Origin of the sequence: Vibrio ouci, assembly GCF_004551525.1 — a bacterium.
GTDB lineage: Bacteria > Pseudomonadota > Gammaproteobacteria > Enterobacterales > Vibrionaceae > Vibrio > Vibrio ouci.
The window spans coordinates 30,087-48,476 of sequence record NZ_SATR01000035.1 but is presented as its reverse complement, the minus strand read 5'-3'; the positions used below and the strand labels follow the sequence as shown (position 1 = coordinate 48,476).

General features: G+C 44.9%; 17 protein-coding genes and 2 pseudogenes. 6 read left to right on the top strand and 13 right to left on the bottom strand.

The window, feature by feature from the left end:
- Both ELS82_RS18770 and ELS82_RS18765 read left to right on the top strand, forming a co-directional pair.
- Positions 1 to 122, top strand: a pseudogene (locus ELS82_RS18770) (ISAs1 family transposase); the annotation flags it as partial.
- 25 nt (positions 123 to 147) lie between these two features.
- Positions 148 to 798: pseudogene (locus ELS82_RS18765) on the top strand (2Fe-2S iron-sulfur cluster-binding protein); the annotation flags it as partial.
- Between the two features lie 44 nt (positions 799 to 842).
- On the opposite strand, the gene ELS82_RS18760 reads toward ELS82_RS18765, so the two are convergent.
- Complete coding sequence (locus ELS82_RS18760) at positions 843 to 1,739, bottom strand: EamA family transporter (RefSeq protein ID WP_134836838.1); 897 nt, start codon at positions 1,737 to 1,739, stop codon at positions 843 to 845.
- A 103-nt stretch (positions 1,740 to 1,842) separates the two neighbouring features.
- On the opposite strand from ELS82_RS18760, the gene ELS82_RS18755 reads away from it, so the two are divergent.
- The gene (locus ELS82_RS18755; protein WP_134836837.1) at positions 1,843 to 3,234 is read left to right on the top strand and encodes an aminotransferase-like domain-containing protein; all 1,392 of its coding nucleotides are present in this window, start codon (positions 1,843 to 1,845) and stop codon (positions 3,232 to 3,234) included.
- 57 nt (positions 3,235 to 3,291) lie between these two features.
- Here ELS82_RS18755 and ELS82_RS18750 read toward each other — a convergent pair whose 3' ends face one another.
- From ELS82_RS18750 to ELS82_RS18715, 8 genes are all read right to left on the bottom strand, one after another.
- A complete protein-coding gene (locus ELS82_RS18750) occupies positions 3,292 to 4,665 on the bottom strand; it encodes a YjiH family protein (protein ID WP_134836836.1) in 1,374 nt (457 codons plus the stop codon).
- A gap of 357 nt (positions 4,666 to 5,022) precedes the next feature.
- Entirely contained in the window at positions 5,023 to 6,021 is a 999-nt protein-coding gene (locus ELS82_RS18745; RefSeq protein WP_134836835.1) for a succinylglutamate desuccinylase/aspartoacylase family protein, read from the bottom strand.
- Between the two features lie 122 nt (positions 6,022 to 6,143).
- Positions 6,144 to 6,875 carry a dipeptidase PepE gene (gene pepE, locus ELS82_RS18740; protein WP_134836834.1) on the bottom strand — a complete coding sequence of 244 codons (732 nt, stop codon included), beginning with the start codon at positions 6,873 to 6,875 and terminating at the stop codon, positions 6,144 to 6,146.
- Between the two features lie 11 nt (positions 6,876 to 6,886).
- On the bottom strand, positions 6,887 to 8,122 hold the full coding sequence (gene pepT / locus ELS82_RS18735; RefSeq protein WP_134836833.1) for a peptidase T: 1,236 nt from the start codon (positions 8,120 to 8,122) through the stop codon (positions 6,887 to 6,889).
- A 12-nt stretch (positions 8,123 to 8,134) separates the two neighbouring features.
- The gene (dcuC, locus tag ELS82_RS18730; RefSeq protein ID WP_134836832.1) at positions 8,135 to 9,496 is read right to left on the bottom strand and encodes a C4-dicarboxylate transporter DcuC; all 1,362 of its coding nucleotides are present in this window, start codon (positions 9,494 to 9,496) and stop codon (positions 8,135 to 8,137) included.
- Between the two features lie 46 nt (positions 9,497 to 9,542).
- The gene (locus ELS82_RS18725; RefSeq protein ID WP_134836831.1) at positions 9,543 to 10,397 is read right to left on the bottom strand and encodes a MurR/RpiR family transcriptional regulator; all 855 of its coding nucleotides are present in this window, start codon (positions 10,395 to 10,397) and stop codon (positions 9,543 to 9,545) included.
- Between the two features lie 216 nt (positions 10,398 to 10,613).
- On the bottom strand, positions 10,614 to 11,042 hold the full coding sequence (locus tag ELS82_RS18720) for a MarR family winged helix-turn-helix transcriptional regulator (RefSeq protein WP_134836830.1): 429 nt from the start codon (positions 11,040 to 11,042) through the stop codon (positions 10,614 to 10,616).
- Between the two features lie 23 nt (positions 11,043 to 11,065).
- Complete coding sequence (locus ELS82_RS18715) at positions 11,066 to 11,692, bottom strand: cytochrome b/b6 domain-containing protein (protein ID WP_134836829.1); 627 nt, start codon at positions 11,690 to 11,692, stop codon at positions 11,066 to 11,068.
- A gap of 145 nt (positions 11,693 to 11,837) precedes the next feature.
- On the opposite strand from ELS82_RS18715, the gene ELS82_RS18710 reads away from it, so the two are divergent.
- A complete protein-coding gene (locus ELS82_RS18710; RefSeq protein ID WP_208733217.1) occupies positions 11,838 to 12,263 on the top strand; it encodes a cytochrome c in 426 nt (141 codons plus the stop codon).
- A gap of 47 nt (positions 12,264 to 12,310) precedes the next feature.
- Positions 12,311 to 12,973 carry a hypothetical protein gene (locus ELS82_RS18705; protein ID WP_134836827.1) on the top strand — a complete coding sequence of 221 codons (663 nt, stop codon included), beginning with the start codon at positions 12,311 to 12,313 and terminating at the stop codon, positions 12,971 to 12,973.
- A 41-nt stretch (positions 12,974 to 13,014) separates the two neighbouring features.
- Here ELS82_RS18705 and ELS82_RS18700 read toward each other — a convergent pair whose 3' ends face one another.
- The 3 genes from ELS82_RS18700 to ELS82_RS18690 are packed head-to-tail and all read right to left on the bottom strand — an operon-like array spanning position 13,015 to position 15,890.
- Entirely contained in the window at positions 13,015 to 13,920 is a 906-nt protein-coding gene (locus ELS82_RS18700; RefSeq protein WP_134836826.1) for a DMT family transporter, read from the bottom strand.
- Position 13,921: 1 nt separating this feature from the next.
- Complete coding sequence (locus ELS82_RS18695) at positions 13,922 to 14,665, bottom strand: 2OG-Fe dioxygenase family protein (protein ID WP_134836825.1); 744 nt, start codon at positions 14,663 to 14,665, stop codon at positions 13,922 to 13,924.
- 10 nt (positions 14,666 to 14,675) lie between these two features.
- Positions 14,676 to 15,890 (bottom strand): argininosuccinate synthase-related protein, encoded by a 1,215-nt coding sequence (locus ELS82_RS18690; protein ID WP_134836824.1) that lies wholly within the window; start codon positions 15,888 to 15,890, stop codon positions 14,676 to 14,678.
- Between the two features lie 98 nt (positions 15,891 to 15,988).
- Here ELS82_RS18690 and ELS82_RS18685 point away from each other — a divergent pair, with 98 nt between their 5' ends.
- Entirely contained in the window at positions 15,989 to 16,900 is a 912-nt protein-coding gene (locus ELS82_RS18685) for a LysR family transcriptional regulator (protein ID WP_134836823.1), read from the top strand.
- 5 nt (positions 16,901 to 16,905) lie between these two features.
- Here ELS82_RS18685 and ELS82_RS18680 read toward each other — a convergent pair whose 3' ends face one another.
- Complete coding sequence (locus tag ELS82_RS18680; RefSeq protein WP_134836822.1) at positions 16,906 to 18,390, bottom strand: ABC transporter substrate-binding protein; 1,485 nt, start codon at positions 18,388 to 18,390, stop codon at positions 16,906 to 16,908.

The window sequence follows — 18,390 nt, the reverse complement described above, 5'->3', positions numbered from 1 at the left end:
TTAGACGCTTCGTCATGAACATGCTCAAGCAATGTGAGTGTGGTGCTCCAAGTCAAAGGCAAAAGCTGAAAAAAGCGGGTTGGTGCGACGATTACAGAGCACGAGTATTCTTTGGGCTATAAATTGAACAAAGTATGCTCGCGCCCTGGTATCACCCCGGTGATGTCGATGGCTTCAACTTGGCTACGAGATAAAGAGAATATCGACATTACCTTTATCCATATGGCGAAAAGTGCAAGCAAGACTATCTACTTTGATCAGTTAGAGTCGATGGATGCTGCCAATGACAACTTCGATTTCAAGCTACTGCTTAAAGACAATAGTGGTACACGTCACCCTCAGGGGCGCCTCGACAAAGAGTGGCTGAATACGCTTTGTCCTGATATTGCTGAGCGCACTGTCTACCTTTGCGGCCCAACTCAGTTTATGCAAGATATGGAAAGCAATGCTTTAGCGCTGGGTGTCGCTCCTGAGCAATTCCACCAAGAGAGCTTCACTCCCATTGAGGCTCATTCGGAAAACGAATTCGGTGGTGTGGTTCAATTTGAAGTGCCTGCATTTGGCGTCGCAACCGAAGTTGCTCAAGGCTCTACCCTTGCGGACGTATTGGAAGAAAACGGCGTGCCAATCATCATCGCTTGTCGCAGCGGTATGTGTGGTTCGTGCAAATGTAAGGTGACCAAAGGCGAGGTCTCACGTACCAGCACTGAAACCTTGAGCGAAGAAGATATTGCCAATGGTTACACGCTAGCCTGCTCTAGCCAAGCCCAAACAGATGTGGAAGTCGAACTGGTTTAGATTTAATTGGCACTGAGTTAGCTTTATAACTCAGTGCCACTAGTCTAACGAACCAATGGAGTCTTAAGGCTCATTTTGAATAAAGGCGCGTTAGCAGGTTTAACAATCAAACCAATGCCTATCAAAAACAGTCCAGATGCAACGATCTGAGCTAACGACAGCACTTCGTCATACATAAAGTAACCGCTAATCAAGGCAAAGACTGGCACCAACAAAGTCAAAGGTGCAGTAGTACTTAACGGGTACTTAATCAGCATCATGTTCCACACCCAGTAGCCAAACAAGGTGGTCGGGTAAGCCTGAAACACCACGGCAATAGTCGTATTCCAGTCCCATAGTTCAACCGCTTGCCACAGTATTTGCTCACCATGCAAAGAGACCGCAAACAACACTAACGGAATCGGCGCAAACAACATGCCCCAGACATTAAACGCAAAAGCTTGGGTTGTTTGTGACTTTTTCACAATCACACCCATCAATGTCCAGCTACACGCTGCAATCATGATTAAGATGATGCCATTGAACGTGACGTTGCCTGTGGTCGCTGAAACCAATACCACCAGCGCGCACAAAGCGAGAGCCGCGCCGATAAGTTTTCGAACTGGCGATTCTTCTTTGAAGATCACGATGCCAACGGCCATGCCAATTAATACGTTTCCAGACAGCAGTACCGACGACATCCCTGATGATAGCCCTACGGTAATTGACCAAGAAGCCATGCCCCAAATCCCGACACCAAAGACCAGCCCGTAGCTGACTAAGTATCGCCAAGCGACTTTCGGTCTAGGAATAAAGAAAATCGCAGGGAACACTGCCAATGCAAACCGCGCAGCAGTTGCCAGCAAAGGGTGGACATTGGTGACGCCCATTTTGATCATTGAGAAATTAAATCCCCAAATCGCCATAACGAGAACCGCCAACAGCAAATCATTTCTTTTCATATTCATCCCTCCTATGTTTTTCAGCAGTATCCCTTGAGGCACCAATCAGATACAGATACAATTTTTAAAACAAAAACCAGTACAGTTGAGTTTGAATACACGGATGAGTATCTATAGACAGTTAGCCGAGCAATTTATTGAAGAGATTGAGAGCGGTAAACGCACAGAGGGCCGCAAAATGCCCTCACTGAGGCAACTGGCTAAGCAGCAGTCTGTCAGTATGTCGACAGTGGTGAGCTGTTATCAAGAGTTAGAGTCTCAAGGATGGATTCATGCTCGTCCACAAGCTGGCTATTATGTCTCGCCACGTCAGCCCTCTCACCTTACCCCTGACTTGGTACAGTTTGTCAGTAAGGTCTCTCACGTTAAGAAAAGCGTACCCACTCACAACGCACTCAATGGTCCATTAGGTGTCTCTAGTACCGCCAACGACGAGCAATCCATCACCGAGTTAGAGCGCAGCTTTCGGCGCTCACTTCGTCGTATGGGGGATCGCATCAATCATTACCCTAACATCCAAGGTGAGCCGTCCCTTCGCGATGCACTAGTAGGTCATTTCGCCAAATTTGATCACCATTTTTCTTCAGACGAGTTAGTCATCACCGCCGGATGTATGTCGGCAATCAAAGCGGCATTAGAGTCTTGCAGTGAAGAGGGCGATACCATTGCGATCAGCTCTCCTTGCTTTAATGGCATCATAGAACTTCTCGGTCAGATGTCGCGCAAGATTATCGAGATTCCATCACTGGATGACGGGGTCGATCTGGAGCAATTGGAAAACCACCTAAAACACCAACGTGTCGATGCCGCGATCTTCTGTACCTCACACATGAACCCTCAAGGGATCAATATGTCCGCGAACCAGAAGCAAAAACTCGCCCAGTTGGCTAACCAATATCAAGTCCCAGTTATCGAAGATGATGTCTATTTAGAACTATCTTACTCATCCCATACCCCACTGCCCGCCAAATATTACGACAAAGGCGGTTACGTCTTATGGTGTGGCTCAGTATCCAAAAGCCTCTCACCAAGCTACCGACTAGGCTGGTGCTTACCAGGCCGTTATTTCGAGCAGTATAAAACCCAGTTCGCCGCAGCCAGTTATGGTGTTGCCTTGCCGACTCAATTAGCTGTGGCAGACTTTATCGAGTCCGGTCAGTATGCCAAACATGTCAAACGCAGACGAAATCAGCTATTAACGCTCAGGCAAGAATACCTTACTTACTTAACGCACAAGCTGCCTAAACAGATCAAGCTGAGCAACCCGCAAGGTGGCATGGTACTGTGGATTCAGATCCCGCATCTCGACCACAATGCGTTTGCTGAGCAAGTTGATAAGCTCCAATTGGATATTCGTCTTGGTAGCTTGTTTAGCACTTTAGATCTCTACACTGACTGTATTCGAGTCAATATGGGCTTTCCAATTCAAGGCAAAGCGAAGCAGGATTTAGACACGCTAATTGCGTTGATTATTAGCAATTCGAAACTGAATTAAAAACAAAAACCCGATAGGCAAATGCGTATCGGGCTAGTAGTTACAACACGGTTCTAATTAGAAGATAGCGTGTGCCACTAGAACAATAATTGGTAGTGTCACTAATGTTCTTAGCAGGAAGATAGCCATCAGTTCTAGGAAGTTAATTGGCACTTTACTGCTTAGAATGACAGAACCTGTTTCTGACATGAAGATAAGCTGAGTAACTGACAGAGCTGCCACAACAAACTTGGTTAGATCAGTATCAATCGTAGACGCTGCAATGATCGAAGGAACATACATATCGGTAAAGCCAACCAACATTGTCTCTGCCGCCGCGGCTGCTTCTGGCACATTTAGCATCTCTAGCAGTGGAACGAACGGCGCGCCCATTAGTGAGAAAATTGGTGTCGCTTCTGCAACGATAAGACCTAAAGTACCAATCGCCATTACCACTGGAAGTACACCAAACACCATATCAAGCGCGTTACTGAAACCTTCTTTGGCAACTGAACCTAAGCTCTTCACTTTGTCAGCACGTTTTAATGCTAGCTCAAGGCCATACCCTACGGTCGATTTGCCTGCTGGTACTAGCTCATCGTCACGGTTTGGCGCAGTACCATCAATGTAGAGATCTTTCTTGTATGACAGAGGCGGTAGGAACTGAATCACCATCGCCGCCACCACGCCCGATAGACAGATTGCAAAGTAGAACGGTACAAAGTAGTTCGCTAAACCTACCTGAGTAAGAACAACGAGCGAGAATGAAATACCCACTGGTGAGAACATGGTTGCAACTACAGCAGCTTCACGCGCTGTGTACTTTTTATCTTCATACTGCTTACTGGTCAGGATTACACCGACAGTACCATCACCTAACCATGAAGACATACAGTCAATCGCGGCTCTACCCGGTAGACGGAAAATTGGGCGCATAAACTTACTTAGCAAGGTGCCTAGCAGTTCTAGCAGACCAAAGTTCAGTAGTAGTGGCAGCAATAGGCCAGCTAAGAAAAAAGTCACAAGCAGTGATGGCAGAAGATCGTTTAGAACCAGTCCACCAGTATTGCCATTCCAAATGATCTCAGGACCGATTTGGTGCAGCGCTAGCAGAGTAAATACCGCACCTAGAGTACGAATGGCCAACCACGTCGGTGTAAGAACAAAAAGTCTAATAAGCAGAGGAGATTGAGTCACAAAAGTTGGCTTAATAAGACTTGCAGCTATCGAAGCAATCGCAGAAAAACAGATCACTCCAGTTACGGTTGGTAGAATTGCATCACCAAGAACAGCTTTAAATGCTTTTGCCATTAAGGCCAAAGGAAAGGTAAAGCTACCATCGTAAGTAAGTGGCGCAAGGAAAAAGAACAAACCCAATAATGATGGAATCGCAAACATCAGCAGGTTTCTGCTTGATTTGTGACCCTCTTGGGCAAGAAGTGTATCGCTCATCTGACTACTCCCTAGATGACTATAAACTCATAAATAGTGAATAACTTTTCAATGAAATTGATTATATCCGCAAAAAACGCCAAAACAAGACAATAGTGAAAATTTATTCACCATTAATGAAAATAAAATCAAAAACACTCTCCATTTAACATTCACGAACCAGAGTTTTAATCTTTTATTTACATGAGATCGCTTTATCTAAATAGCCAAACACACTTAACCCTGTCAGCGGGCTAAAGGATGACTCTAGTTGAAGAGGAATTTGAATATTTATACAAAACAGGAAGGTTTATAGAATCGAAAACAACATAAAAGGGAGGATACCCAACACCGGCAAAGTCAGGTATCCATCAATGACTAATGAATCAGTCGAACCACCAGCGATCCAGGAGCTCGTACCGATTCAACATTGTGACTGATCACTGTACCTTGCGTAGGAGAAAAGTAGGTTTGAATTTCATCACCAAAACTGTTGTATTGCGTTGCGAGCTTCTGACCGGTTTCAACGGACTGCATTAACTCAACGTGGCAAATCACAAATCCGCCTTGCTCAGCTCTAACACTGGTGATGCTATTGCCCTCAACACAGTTTTGCTCAGCGGTAATCACGTCACCTTCAAGCAGTTGATAGTCACGCAAGACGTTCATTACCCCAGCGGTCGCTCGTTCTACCATCTCTAGATCGGTATAACGACCTACGCCGACCTCGATGGTGATCGATGGAATACCTGCGCGGTTATAAACAGTTTCTAGAATGCCAGGGTCACCAGGGTCGTTAAGAATAACGTCAGGGTTAATAAGCCTCGCCATGCGAATCGCATCCTCAATTCGGTAATCAGCAAAAGCATACAAAGGATACGCGCTACCACTGGTTTGAGAATGAAGATCAATGGCTAAGTCTGCATTGGGTTTGAGTAGGTTCTCCCACAGGCTATGAGCATAACGACTGGCATCATCCCCTTGTGGATTGCCGGGAAAAATTCGGTTTAGGTTTGCTGATGAACTATCTGGCGCAGCAGAGTGAAAGTCTCGACTGTGACGAGCAATGCCCGATAAGTTCACGGCAGGAACTATCGTGATACAACCTGAAATATCCTGCCCTTCAAGCTCGCGTGCGATTTTCTGCGCGCTTAAAATGCCATTTTGCTCATCACCATGAACACCGGCGGTGATCACGATACGCTTACCCGGTTTGGCGCCTTTAAACACTCGAACAGGAAGGGTTTGTGGATGACCAATCGCGTCGGTGGCAACAGCAAACCAAAATTTGTGCTCCCCTGATTCAAGCGCATCCACATCCAATGCTTGAATGGTTGGGTACATAGGCACAATGCATTCGTTTAATGGTTTGGTCATGGTAATCCTCAAAAACAAAAGGCGAGCACATTGGCTCGCCTTTCTTATCATCTCTAACAAGCTGAAGCTACTTTAAACTGTCTTCGCGTGCTTGAGTAGTGAACGTAACATTTTTGTGATGACTAGATGCCCTCATCCATCAGAAACTGTACGTCCTCTTGAGGGGCAAACGTCACGGCTTCGCTCTGATGTCTGAACAATTTAAGAGGTTTGCTGTTCGCTGAATGGTAAGTTAACTGATCTCCCTCTACTTGCAACATGGTTCCTTCGGGAATACCCACCACCACTTCTGTAGGGTTCATCACCAAAAACTCTTCAATACGTTCATCACGAGTTTCGCCCATGTGACCAGAAATAGAGCCATCAATATAGTGAGGATTAATCTGGAATGGCACCAAGTTCAGCGCTGGCAGAATAGCCGCACTAACAATTGGCATATCATTGGTGGTTCGAATTGTTGGTGTCGCAACGTTGGTCCCTGCACTCCAGCCAATGAAAAGTTTGTCTTGCTTCAGCACTGCTTTACGAATCGCGGCGATAAGACCATTGTCATGTAACGTTCTGTTAAGTACCCACGTATTTCCGCCACTGATGACAACACCATCCGCTTCTTCTATCGCTTTGACTGGGTTATCACAGGTATGGATACCAACAATCTCACAATCAAATTGAGCAAATGACTGCTGAACTTGCTCTGTTCTTTCGTCGTAACTTCCGCGGATAACCGCATAAGGAATGAAAACCAGTTTCTTCGCTTGAGTCTTTTCGATCATTGGCGCAATCCACTCAAAGCCGTATTCTAAAATTTGAGTGTTTCCCGCAATTTTGCCATTACTAAAAAGCATTACATTCATAGTATTACCTGCTACTGACTGAATTTATTATGTGTAATTAATACGATTTTCTGTACGACCTCGCTGGCGGCTCTTAGTGAATTCACCGGCAAATACTCGTAGATGGAATGAAAATTATGAGCACCGGTAAAGAGGTTAGGACAAGGTAACCCTTTCTGTGAAAGTACCGCCCCATCATAACCACCTCTCATCGGTATTTGACGCATCTCTATGTCGCAATCTTGATAAGCTTGCTGAGCAATATCAATCGGGTAGCGGTTACTACCTTGCAAACTATTAGCGACATTTTCATAGCGATCACTCAATTCAATCTCTACGCCGCCATAAAGGTCGTTCATCTGTTGTGCCAATCGACCAAGGAAAGCCATGCGCTTATTGTAACCCTCTAGGCAAAAGTCACGAATATCAAGCTTAAGTATGGTTTTCGCACTGTTTCCTGATAGCTCTTTAACCCAGTAGTACCCTTCTCTGTTTTCGGTATACTCAGGCGCTTCACCCGCAGGCAACATAGCAATAAATTTGTGGGCCATCAGTAACGAGTTTTTCAGTTTCCCTTTGGCTGACATCGGATGCGCGGACTGCCCAGTAAACGTCACCACAGCATTACCCGCATTCCAGTTCTCACACACAAATTCGCCAATACCACAGCAATCGAGTGTGTAACCAAAATCGGCGCCGAAACTCTCTACGTCAAAGGCTTTAGCTCCTCGAAGGCCTTGCTCTTCATCAGGCAGGAATGCCACTTTTACCGGTCCATGTGGAACATCAGGATTCGCTGTGAAGTATTGCAACATATCCATGATGGATGCGATCGCCGCTTTGTCATCCGCCCCCAACAAGCTAGTCCCATCAGTCACTAAAATCTCTTGCCCGCGGTATTGGGCAAGCTCTGGAAACGCTTTTTCGGTTAAGTGAATACCCAGTTCTTCATTCAAACAAATCGAGTCACTACTGTGAGTCGCAATCTTTGCATTGGTATCGGCTTTTTGCTCAGCACTGGTATCAAGGTGGGCGAAAAAGGCAACCGTCGGCGTGTGTACATCAACATTGGCTGGCAGTGTGGCAGTGACAATTGCTTTCTCATTAACCTGAACATCTTCTAGGCCAAATGAAAGCAGTTCCTGCTCAAGTTGTTTTGCCAGCACCATTTGCCCTGAGGAAGAAGGCATGATGCCCGCAGCACCCTTCTCCCTATCGGTAGTGGTATTAATTTTGGTATAGCTTAAAAAGCGTTCAACAATATCCATAATCCTTTCCTGTTACGCCAACATCTGAGAAACGACTAACACCGTCGCTAGACCACCTAGCATCGGAATTGCGGTACGTTTTGCCAACTCAATTGGCGAGACGTTCGCAACGCCAGCACATGCAATCACTACCCCTGCAACCGGAGAAGCTGAGCGCATCAAACCAGAGGCTAGCTGCATAGGTAAAGCAACCGCCGCAACCGACGCACCAACTTGGCCTGCCACATCCGGCGCTAAGTTAGAGAAGCTAAAAAACGACGCATTACCTGAACCTGATAGCAAGGTCACGACCGTGATAATCAACACTAGCACTAACACCATTGCTAAGTAACCAAAGCCAAGGCTAGACGCTGAGTTAAGTAACATTGAGATAAAGCCAATAGATTTTAAGCCCGTTACAAATACTTGTGCAGAGATGATCAAGCTCACCACACTCGCAAATACTGCGCCCATACCATCAAGGTAAACCTTAAGAGAAGCCGCTACTGACTTACCGTCACGAGTCACAATGTAGTCTGCAACCATAGAGACAAATAAGGCGATAAACATAGCGGTAACCACGTTCATCTGAATGCTAGTGATGGCGAATTTGCTGAAGGTCAGAAGTAATAGAAGAGGTAGCACAGGCAAAATCGCAAACCATTTTGGTACTTCTCGCTGATCTTTCATCTCTAAGTTAAAGTCATGCTCAACGCCATTTTCTGCATCTTTACGGTCAAAATATCTCTGACAAACAAAGTGCAATGCGGCAATAACGAACATAGCAACACCGGCAACAATCATCTGGTAACTGATGAAGTAAGTCGCCACATCAATGCCCGCCACTTCTGCGGCTTTATTCGCCGCCGAAGACGCTGGACCTAAGTCCAAACATCCTGTTGTTGCAACAACCGCTGCTGCTGCCGCTGGATTACAACCTACACCGACTAATACTGGGTACATCGCCACTAATAGTAGTAATGCCAAACCTGTTGCACTAGGAATAAAGATATTAATCAACTGACCCGTGATATACGCCATAGCCAAAACAAGGTATGGGTTCTTTATATGTGATAGCGGCTTAGTGGCAATTTTCACCATCGCATTCGCGGCGCCAATATGACTCATATACTTAGAGAAACCACCAACAGCCATAATAATTAGGCCTAGCTTCGCTAACGTTGAGGAGGAAATGACTTTAATAACTTCAAAGAAATCGACAATAACCGAACCGGTTGGTTTGCCTCCTTTCGGCATGAAGTCTTCGTGACCTGTAAGCACGCCTAAGGCAATCATCAAAAGACCTGCCAGTAATAGAACGGACTGAGTATTGTATTTTTTAATTATAAAATACCCGACAAAAAAGATAATAGGAATCGCTAGGTAAGTAATCATATTACACCTCGAATAATAGGGCTCAGAATTTAAATTTATTTATAAGCTAGTTAGTTTTAAAGAAATCAAAATCTCCAAATGTTTTTTCTATCCTTGAAAATCTATCTTCTTTATTTTCTACGTTTGACATACCTTTAATAAAAGCTTCAATTAAAAATAGGCCAGATGTTCGGTTGTTAAATATCCCTTCGCTCTGACTTTCTACTGAAAATAATATGTCTGCGTAGGATACAAATGGGTTAACTGCCTGATCGGTAAGCACGACTACTTCTCCGCCATGTTCTTTGAACCACTTAGCGAGACGTAATGTAATATTGGAGTAGCGATGGTATGAGATCGCAAAGAGCGTATCATTTTCGGTGACATCGACCAGTTGATGCGGCAGTGTGGAAGGGTCTGCTTTGATAAGAACGACGTCTTTGCGCAAGTAGCGAGCAAGAAGGTAGAAATAGTTCGCCAACGCCTCCGCCGACGCACTACCGATAACATAGAGCTTACCTCTCGGGTCGGTAAATGCGTCGATGGTACTTTGAAAGTCTTGATGAGATAGCTGATTAAACGTACCTTCTAGATTAGACTTAACCTCTTGATAGTGCTTAGTTATAAGACAACCTGACTGGCTTTCTACCTGACCACTCATGCACCTGTCTATTGGGGTTGATAACTCTTGAACTAAATCATCAGAAACACACTTTTTAAATTCAATAAAGCCGCTAAATCCAAGTCGGTTAAGGAACCTTCCAAGGGTCGCTTTGCCGACACCGACTTGCTTACAGAGCTCGTCGATTTTGGCAAAAGGGAGCACAGTATAACTGTTACTAAAGTAGCGAACGATCAACTGCTCGGCACCACTTAGTGGCCCCAGTTGATTGACCTGCTCTCCAAACTGCTTTTTATTCATCCCGTTTTCCCATAAGAAAGTTCTTATGGGATAATTTTCCTATAAATAGAATGAGACAAACAAGGGAAGCTATTTTTCCCATACAAAATGTGTGACTAATATAAAAATAGAATGGAGATATGAGATCAGGGACACAATATATGCCCCTGAATTGGTAAACGAATGGTTAAATAAAGGTTTAATTATTGAGTTAATATTCTCAACGGGAAGTGAAGATTAAACTTGGCTCACCAATTTCTGCAGTAGGCGAATCAATTCTTTCTGCTCACTAGACTCTAAGACACTGAGATACTGTTTGTTAACTCCTGCTGGAATAGGGATAAGTTCATTTTTAAGTGCTCGGCCCTCATCTGTCAGGTAAATACGGAAAGAACGGCGACTTGTTGGGTCAGCTTGACGCTCTACTAAGCCGAGCTTTTCCAACTTATCTAGAGTGCGTGTCGTTGTGGAGTTTTCGACTTTGGATTTCTTGGCGATATCACGTTGAGTCACCCCTTCTTCTTCCCATAAGCACATCAAAGTTGGCCATAATGCGAGGGTCAAGCCGTGTTTTTTAAGCTCTTTATCAAAGAGTTTGGATGCGTCAAGCGCTAAAACGTTAATCAACCAGCCAAAGCTCGTTTGTCTATCAAAATCGTGACTCATGGTAATACTCACCTTCCGTTTCACTAAGATGAAAATGCAATTATTGCCATGGTAACTGATGCGCTCACAACAAGCATCAACAATGCACGCAGTTGCGACACAAATTTTACCGACACACCATCAGTTAGGCGAACTTGTATACCAGTGATCATCGCTTTGGTCAGTGGCTTACCACGCAGTTTATAAAACAACACTGCACCAACATGTAACCCAATCATGGCAGGAAGCAGATTCACTAAACCAAAGTGGATGGACTCTAAAGCACTAAACAAACCATCAGTTAACCAATATTGTGCCAATGGAAGACCATCTAACAATCCTGCTAAGGCAAGACCCGAAATACATTGCAGCAACAAAGCACTGATCATGATCATCACCATCCAACCACCTGCTGGGTTGTGCCCTGTAGCTTCAGGTTGGCGTCCTAATAAGTAGAGCACTACCGTCTTTGGTGAACGTACAAATTGGCGAAAACGACTGGTTTCACTGCCAATGACTCCCCAAACAATTCGCCACACTAGCAGCGTGAATAAGGCTAAGCCCAGTTGAACATGTGGACCATTTCCACTAAATCCGCTCGCCATCAACCCAACAAATAGTCCTGCTTGAACCCAATGATAAAGGCGTGTCGCTAAATCCCATACTTTCATTTCTTACTCTCTTGTTTCATTCATTTCAATCGATTTGCAATAATTTACACAGCAATAGTTGCAATTGCAACTATTGCTGTGTAAATTAACTTCAACGACGAGGAATGATCCTCAGTTGATCAAACAACCGAACGGGATAACAAACGTGAAAAAGACCCTAACCACTCTACTTGCTGCTTTGCCTCTATGCGTATTTGCTCAACAAAGCGTCATCGAACAACGCCAATCTGCGTTCAATGACATTGACTCACTCGCGAAACAAACTGAAAAAGCCTTAAGCAAATCCGATATCAACTGGCCACTTATTACTGACAACAGTGAATCATTAAAAAGTCATAGCCATGCCTTGCTGTCACTCTTTCCTCAAGGCAGTCAAGAAAACAGTAAAGCTAAAGCATCCGTTTGGAGCTCCCCAGACAAGTTTCAACGACTGCTTAAGCAGATGGACGACAGTTTTCAAACTCTCTATCAAGCTAGTTTGGCTCAAGACTATTCATCAGCAGAAATTGGGTTAGAGAGAGCACAAGACACATGCGGCAGTTGCCATCGCAGTTACCGTTCGCGTTGGTAACCACCAAGCACACATAGATTCAGCCATCAATAACATAGGAAACAATTATGAAAACATTCACTTTCGCTGCACTTATCGCATCACTCTTTACCACTACTATCGCAACTGCCGCTGATTTTGGCGTCGAGCTAGCTTGGAACACCAACGACGCTCAGCAAGTGTTAGATACCATGCCAGAACAAAAAGCCGCCTTTGGCGAACTGATCGAGAAAGGGGAAATAAAAGATATGTTTGTTTACCACTCAGAGATCGATGGCCGCTCAGTACAGATGCTTCGTTTTGTGATTGAAGCCGATAACCAGCAAGAGGTGAGCAACAAACTAAAAGATCTTCCTTTATACAAGAAAGAGTTGGTAAAAATCGCCGATATCCAGCCTATGGGAGCGAAATGGCTAGATAACACACCGGTGTACAACAACTATGGTGTGACAATCACTTGGAAGGAAGGCATTGAAGCGCTAGAGATGGATCGTGTGCTCGCAATCGACTTACAACGTGTCATCAGCTTAAATCAGGCGGGGCTTGTCACTGCATCTTACCTAGATACGCAGAAACTAGGCAATGGCGTAGTACGACCAATCTACTCGGTGTCGTTTCTTGCCAAAGACGCTAAGCACGCTAAAGATCTAAGTCAGCAATTTGAAGCGGTGACACTGGGTTATGCGTCTACTCAAATCACGCACTTAGGGCATAAAATCAATATTCAATAATTCGAAACTAAAAGCGGGCTCTATTGAGCCCGCTTTCAGTTTTACGATTCTTTGGTTGAGGTCACTATCACACTAAACAAGATCAATGCCCCACCGATAACTTGCACAACGCTGAGCGATTCTTGTAACCAAACCATGGCAAATATGGCCCCGAATAAAGGTTCACTGCCCATCAATAGTGAAACTCGCGTTGGCGATGTGTGGCGTACTGCGTAGTTTTGCACGTAAAAGGCAAACAGAGTACAGAACAGAACCAAGTAAGCCACAGTAATCCAAAATTCGGTACTGGTAGGAATAACGAATTCTGCTGCTGGTAAGTAAGTCACCGCACAAACAATCGCGACAGAGGCAACGACTAACGACTGCAATGACGTCAGCGTACTGGTGGTGATCTCTTTTCCTTCCGTAAAGCGCTTAGTTAGCGTGACCATCAACGCACGTAATAAAGCCGCCGCTAGAATAAAGTAATCACCGGTATTCAATGATAACTCAATGCCTTGATTACTGGTCAGCATCAACACCCCCACAACACTACACAAAGTGAGCAGCCACAGAGTATTGCTTACGCGCTTCTTATTAATGATTAGCTCGGCAAACGCGGTCAAGATGACAGACAAGCTGATTAAAAACGCGGCATTCGATGCAGAGGTCTGTGAGACCCCAAACACTTCACAGAAAAAAATCGCCGAGAGTATAAATCCGGTCGGTATGGCGATCTTCCAGTCTTTATTTAACCCTCGGCGAAAGTCTCGGATCACTACAGGTAGCATACATAGAAAAGTGATCGAGAAACGAATCGAAATGAATACCAGCACACTTGTATAAACCAATGCACTCTTTGTTAAGCCGTAGCTTGTTCCCCAAAATACCGCTACTAACAGCAGCAATGATTCGGTTAACGGAAACTTAAAACTTCCTTTTTTTAGTAATCCCGTAGCCGTTGACATCCTATTCTCCTAATTTTGTAAACGCGATAACGAGTACGTCCCTGTACGCGCATTTTTCTGGGTTTAGTGGTTTTATCGGTGACACTTCGTGCATGGTTTTTTCATCATCCGCCATGACGATATCAAGTGTTTTATCTAGAGTAAGCCGCTCTAGTGTCTGCTGTCGGTCATCAGTGATGGTTGTCTCTCCACCGACCATATTGACCTTATTGATCAACAATGAAGCTATATAGGTCACCCCATCCCTATGCAGCCCTTCCGGTGTGGGTTGGCCCACTTCCGATTGGTTGGCCACAATTCGGTAAGGATGAAGACGAATATTCCAATCTGTTTTTTTACCTTCAGATGCGTCGTAGACATCACTCATCAGTAACAACAACTTTTCCAATATAGGAGAGGTAACAAACTTGCTGGTCAAAGGTTCAAAGTGACGTTCAACATCGCCATTAAGGGTGTTGATATAAGCAGGCTGAACGTACGGCTCATGGGGTAATATTGTTATCTGACGCCCTTGGCCAAGTTTATTGAACTGACCATAGCGGCGATACCGATAGGTCCCACCATCCGCCATATAGCGATCTCGCTCCAGTTGATTCCAACAGTTTTTGAATCGAATCACTTCATCGACGTTAGTCGAGAGCATATTGGTCATCTGTTTACCACTGATAAACACGTAGTTGTTTTGCACTAAAAGGCGTGAAATAACCGAAGCATGTCTATCGACTGGTGTTTTGATTGTATCCATACCGACCTCTCTATTTGGTCATTTGATGAACTTGGGCTTTGGTAACGGAATCCAACCTGCGCAGACTTCTCTTCTTCGCGGTTTGGATCTCCCAATGGTCTCTATCGCGGATGTATTTCGGCTTGTCAGCTTTGATACTGGTCGCCAATACTTGACCGCGCGAGAGACTGAATAAAACACTGCCAGAGATAGACTCGGCAGTGTGGGCGATGAACGCATAGCTCGAGCTTTGCAACAAACTTCCCCATCGGCCTTCGACAGCTTCTTGAGTCCAAATGTCGTTATGCATTGCTTTTACTTTGAGAACATCAGTAGGTAGCGTTGCTGTTTCCAACAACTTATATGCTTTCATAAGGATGTGTGCAGCGGGTGCTTCGCGCACCTCTAAGACTTTTTCATCCTCATCTAGGTGGTCGAATCCTACATATCGACCGATTTCATACGCGCCAACGTGGTTGTTAATGAAAGCAATTAGGTCTTCAAGTGGCATCGGTAAATCATTGATCGTTACCGGATACCCCTTGCGAAATCCAATTTTCACTTGGTCGTTATCGAGTTGTTTTTCAGTGTTCCATTGCGACCAAGTAAACAGTGATTCAGATAAGGTGAAGGCTTCAGGATCATCAAGAATTCCTGACTCAAACTCACGGCACCACAGATTTGCATCTCCGCTGACATTGCGTGACTTAAAGCCAACTAAGCCAGAGTGAAACAGCTCTGCCGCTTTCTCTTCACGAGTTAATGCCGAGTATTCATACGGCGAGCCATAAAAGCGTTGATAACCACTTGCTTCTATTGCGCCATTTAGGCGTCTTAAGCTGTTTTGCGATTGGTTTGCAGTGTGGATGATCGCTCCGCAGCCAAGCATTTCTGCCAGAGCTACCGCTTTTTGGACAATGATAGGACGAGATAATGACGAACTAACCGGATAGTCACCAAGGTAGAGCGCCTGCGCCTGAATTGCAGAGACAAGGCTGTGCTCTACAAATTCCTGTTTCGCGTCGATTATGCGTAGATCAACGCCATAATGATCGGTAATCAGCGTTAGGCTGTCTTCGTCAAGCCCCTCACCCAAATCGATCGCAATGGCGGTCACTTTCACTTTTGACGTTTTCAGCAGCTCCAGTAGATAAGTACTATCTAAGCCGCCACTAAACAGGGTAAGTACGTGGTCAACGGACTTTGAGATGGTTTGAATATCTTCAATACTTCTTAGCTTTTTCATGGGGTCCTTTCCATTAGTCTCGCTTTCATTGACTTATTTAGTATCCATAAGTAACTTAAACGAAACAATACTGCTATTTTGCAAAGGATTTTTGCACCATGGACACAAATAGACTTATTCCTCTGCTTTCAGAGATGGCAATCTTCGTTAATGTGGTCGAGTCCGGCAGCTTTTCAAAAACGGCTAAGAAGCTTGGGTTATCACCTTCTTCGGTCAGTCGCTCGATCACGCGACTGGAAAATGCCTTAGAAGAAAAGCTGCTAGAGCGAACTACTCGTCAAATGAGACTGAGCACAACAGGGCAAGAAGTCTATAGCCTATGTAGTGATATGATGAACTCAGCCAAGATGGCGGTTTCTGCCGCGCAAGCCGACAAAAGTGAAGTGTCTGGTTCATTACGTGTGGCTGCGCCAAAAGCCCTTTCTCGCCAAGTATTAATGCCGATGATCCTCGACTTTATAGACGCTTATCCTAACGTGGCACTACAACTTAAAGTCGCCGACCACTATATTGATCCTATTGGTGATGAAGTAGATGTGATCATTCATATTACCGACAAACCGACCGAAGGCTTGATCGCGAAAACACTCGACGAATGTCGCCTGATCATGTGTGCCAGTCCAAGCTATATCGAACAACATGGTATGCCGATTCACCCTGACGATATCGCCCAGCATAACTGCTTATGCCTAGGAGAAAACCCTCGCGACAGAGTCTGGGATTTTACCCATAGCTTGAAAAAGATATCGATCAACGTCAGCGGATCGTTCGCTGTCAACCACAGTGAAATAAGACGTGAAGCGGTGATTCGCGGTGTCGGCATCTCGGTTTTCCCAGAATTTGCCATTCGCTCGTATATAGATTCAGGGGAAGTGGTCGAAGTATTAAAAGACTGGCATGTCGGTGGTAACTATCAAGGAAGAATCATTGCGCAGTACGCTCAATCGAAATTCATTCCTGGGCAGATCAAAACCTTTGTCGAGTACCTACAGCAAAGGTTTCAGGCTTAGTACTTTTAATCTTGGTTTATCCAAAGCTGACTCAACTGACACCAGCCAAAACCATCGACGGCACTACCCTTAAGGCGTTCAGAGACTTCAAGGCGAAAGTTCTCGTGCTTTAGCTCAGTCATGATCTGTTGCTCATTAAGCCATGTTCTAAGTTCGTTGAGCTGACTTAATGACTTTTCGACATCTGGTTCACTACGAATCGCCTCAAGCCAAGATTGAATCGCTACAAACATGTCGTCAGCTAGGTTCAACGCTTTAAATGGAAAGCGCAAAAACAGACTTAACCAAGCGGTATAGTAGTCGTCTTCTTCAATAATACTGCACAGAAGTGCATCTTTTGTGGCGTGATAATCACCGTAATCAATCTTAAACGCACCGTCCCCTTTCTGGGCAGTCTGAGCAAACAACTGCTGAGCATCAGAGGTGTCCTCAACCGCCACAATACGTGACTCTTTAGGCAATAATGGATTCGACAGCAGCATAAACGTCGCGGGAAAGTCGCTATCCACCGTGATGGTATTCTCTGGCATTTGTAAGCGAAGTTGGTTATGAGAACATTGCTTACTTACCGCCCAATCAGGATAGAACCAGACTTCCACACGATCGAGGATTGGTGCTCGATGACTGTATAGCGGATTACTATTTAAACGCAGCATATTGGTCGAGAATACGTCGAGAGAAAATGCGCCAGAACCAACAGGGCTTAGAAGCGCACCATAGCGAAAAATCGACGCTTCAGCCTTGGCAAACATCCGAGGTAAGTGCCAATCCGTCTGGTTCAATTTGACTTCAATAACATTGTTAGAAATTGCAGTAATCGACTCAACATGCTGATAGCAGCCAGCCCAATATCGATGAGCAACTAGCCCTTCTAGACTTCTAACAATATCTTGTGTACTTAGCGGGTGACCATCATGAAACTGGATATTATTTCGCACTTGGAATGTCCAAACCGTCCCATTGCTATTTGACTCCCAATGGTAAGCTAAATCCCCTTCAAGCTTATTGTTCACCACTGCAGTTAAGCGCTGATAGGTTTGCATCACCAGAAAGCGCTCTGTTCTACGTAACACTTTATGCGGGTGCAGCGGCTCGATAGCACGATGGAAAGGGATATAAACAATCTGTTGTGTGCTCGGATTAGAACTATTTAAAAAAATCTGTAGCTCTTTTCCTGCATCACGTCCGCCAAAACTCAATGCCTTAAGCAATTCATCAACTTGCCCCAGTTGCGCTAACTGCTCAGCCGCCTCATAGCAGGCATCCATTGGCTCCACTCGACATTCCAATGATGCGTGTTTATTGCGCCCTGAGCTTGCCTGCCAGTTTATCCAACCACTTTCTTCCATCGCTCTAAGCAAGGTAAACACGTATCTTTCCGTCACATGCCACAAGGAAGCTAGCTGCGCAATTTGGCAACGAGACTCTCCAGGGCCAAACATACGAAATAGCTGTTCATAGAGTTCTAGCTTACGCTTAAGGTTCTTCAT

Bases quoted from the DNA above. Each gene is read 5' to 3' on its own strand.
- ELS82_RS18760 (WP_134836838.1), bottom strand. From the start codon at position 1,739: ATGAAAAGAAATGATTTGCTGTTGGCGGTTCTCGTTATGGCGATTTGG.
- ELS82_RS18755 (WP_134836837.1), top strand. From the start codon at position 1,843: ATGAGTATCTATAGACAGTTAGCCGAGCAATTTATTGAAGAGATTGAG.
- ELS82_RS18750 (WP_134836836.1), bottom strand. From the start codon at position 4,665: ATGAGCGATACACTTCTTGCCCAAGAGGGTCACAAATCAAGCAGAAAC.
- ELS82_RS18745 (WP_134836835.1), bottom strand. From the start codon at position 6,021: ATGACCAAACCATTAAACGAATGCATTGTGCCTATGTACCCAACCATT.
- pepE (WP_134836834.1), bottom strand. From the start codon at position 6,875: ATGAATGTAATGCTTTTTAGTAATGGCAAAATTGCGGGAAACACTCAA.
- pepT (WP_134836833.1), bottom strand. From the start codon at position 8,122: ATGGATATTGTTGAACGCTTTTTAAGCTATACCAAAATTAATACCACT.
- dcuC (WP_134836832.1), bottom strand. From the start codon at position 9,496: ATGATTACTTACCTAGCGATTCCTATTATCTTTTTTGTCGGGTATTTT.
- ELS82_RS18725 (WP_134836831.1), bottom strand. From the start codon at position 10,397: ATGAATAAAAAGCAGTTTGGAGAGCAGGTCAATCAACTGGGGCCACTA.
- ELS82_RS18720 (WP_134836830.1), bottom strand. From the start codon at position 11,042: ATGAGTCACGATTTTGATAGACAAACGAGCTTTGGCTGGTTGATTAAC.
- ELS82_RS18715 (WP_134836829.1), bottom strand. From the start codon at position 11,692: ATGAAAGTATGGGATTTAGCGACACGCCTTTATCATTGGGTTCAAGCA.
- ELS82_RS18705 (WP_134836827.1), top strand. From the start codon at position 12,311: ATGAAAACATTCACTTTCGCTGCACTTATCGCATCACTCTTTACCACT.
- ELS82_RS18700 (WP_134836826.1), bottom strand. From the start codon at position 13,920: ATGTCAACGGCTACGGGATTACTAAAAAAAGGAAGTTTTAAGTTTCCG.
- ELS82_RS18695 (WP_134836825.1), bottom strand. From the start codon at position 14,665: ATGGATACAATCAAAACACCAGTCGATAGACATGCTTCGGTTATTTCA.
- ELS82_RS18690 (WP_134836824.1), bottom strand. From the start codon at position 15,890: ATGAAAAAGCTAAGAAGTATTGAAGATATTCAAACCATCTCAAAGTCC.
- ELS82_RS18685 (WP_134836823.1), top strand. From the start codon at position 15,989: ATGGACACAAATAGACTTATTCCTCTGCTTTCAGAGATGGCAATCTTC.
- ELS82_RS18680 (WP_134836822.1), bottom strand. From the start codon at position 18,390: ATGAAGAACCTTAAGCGTAAGCTAGAACTCTATGAACAGCTATTTCGT.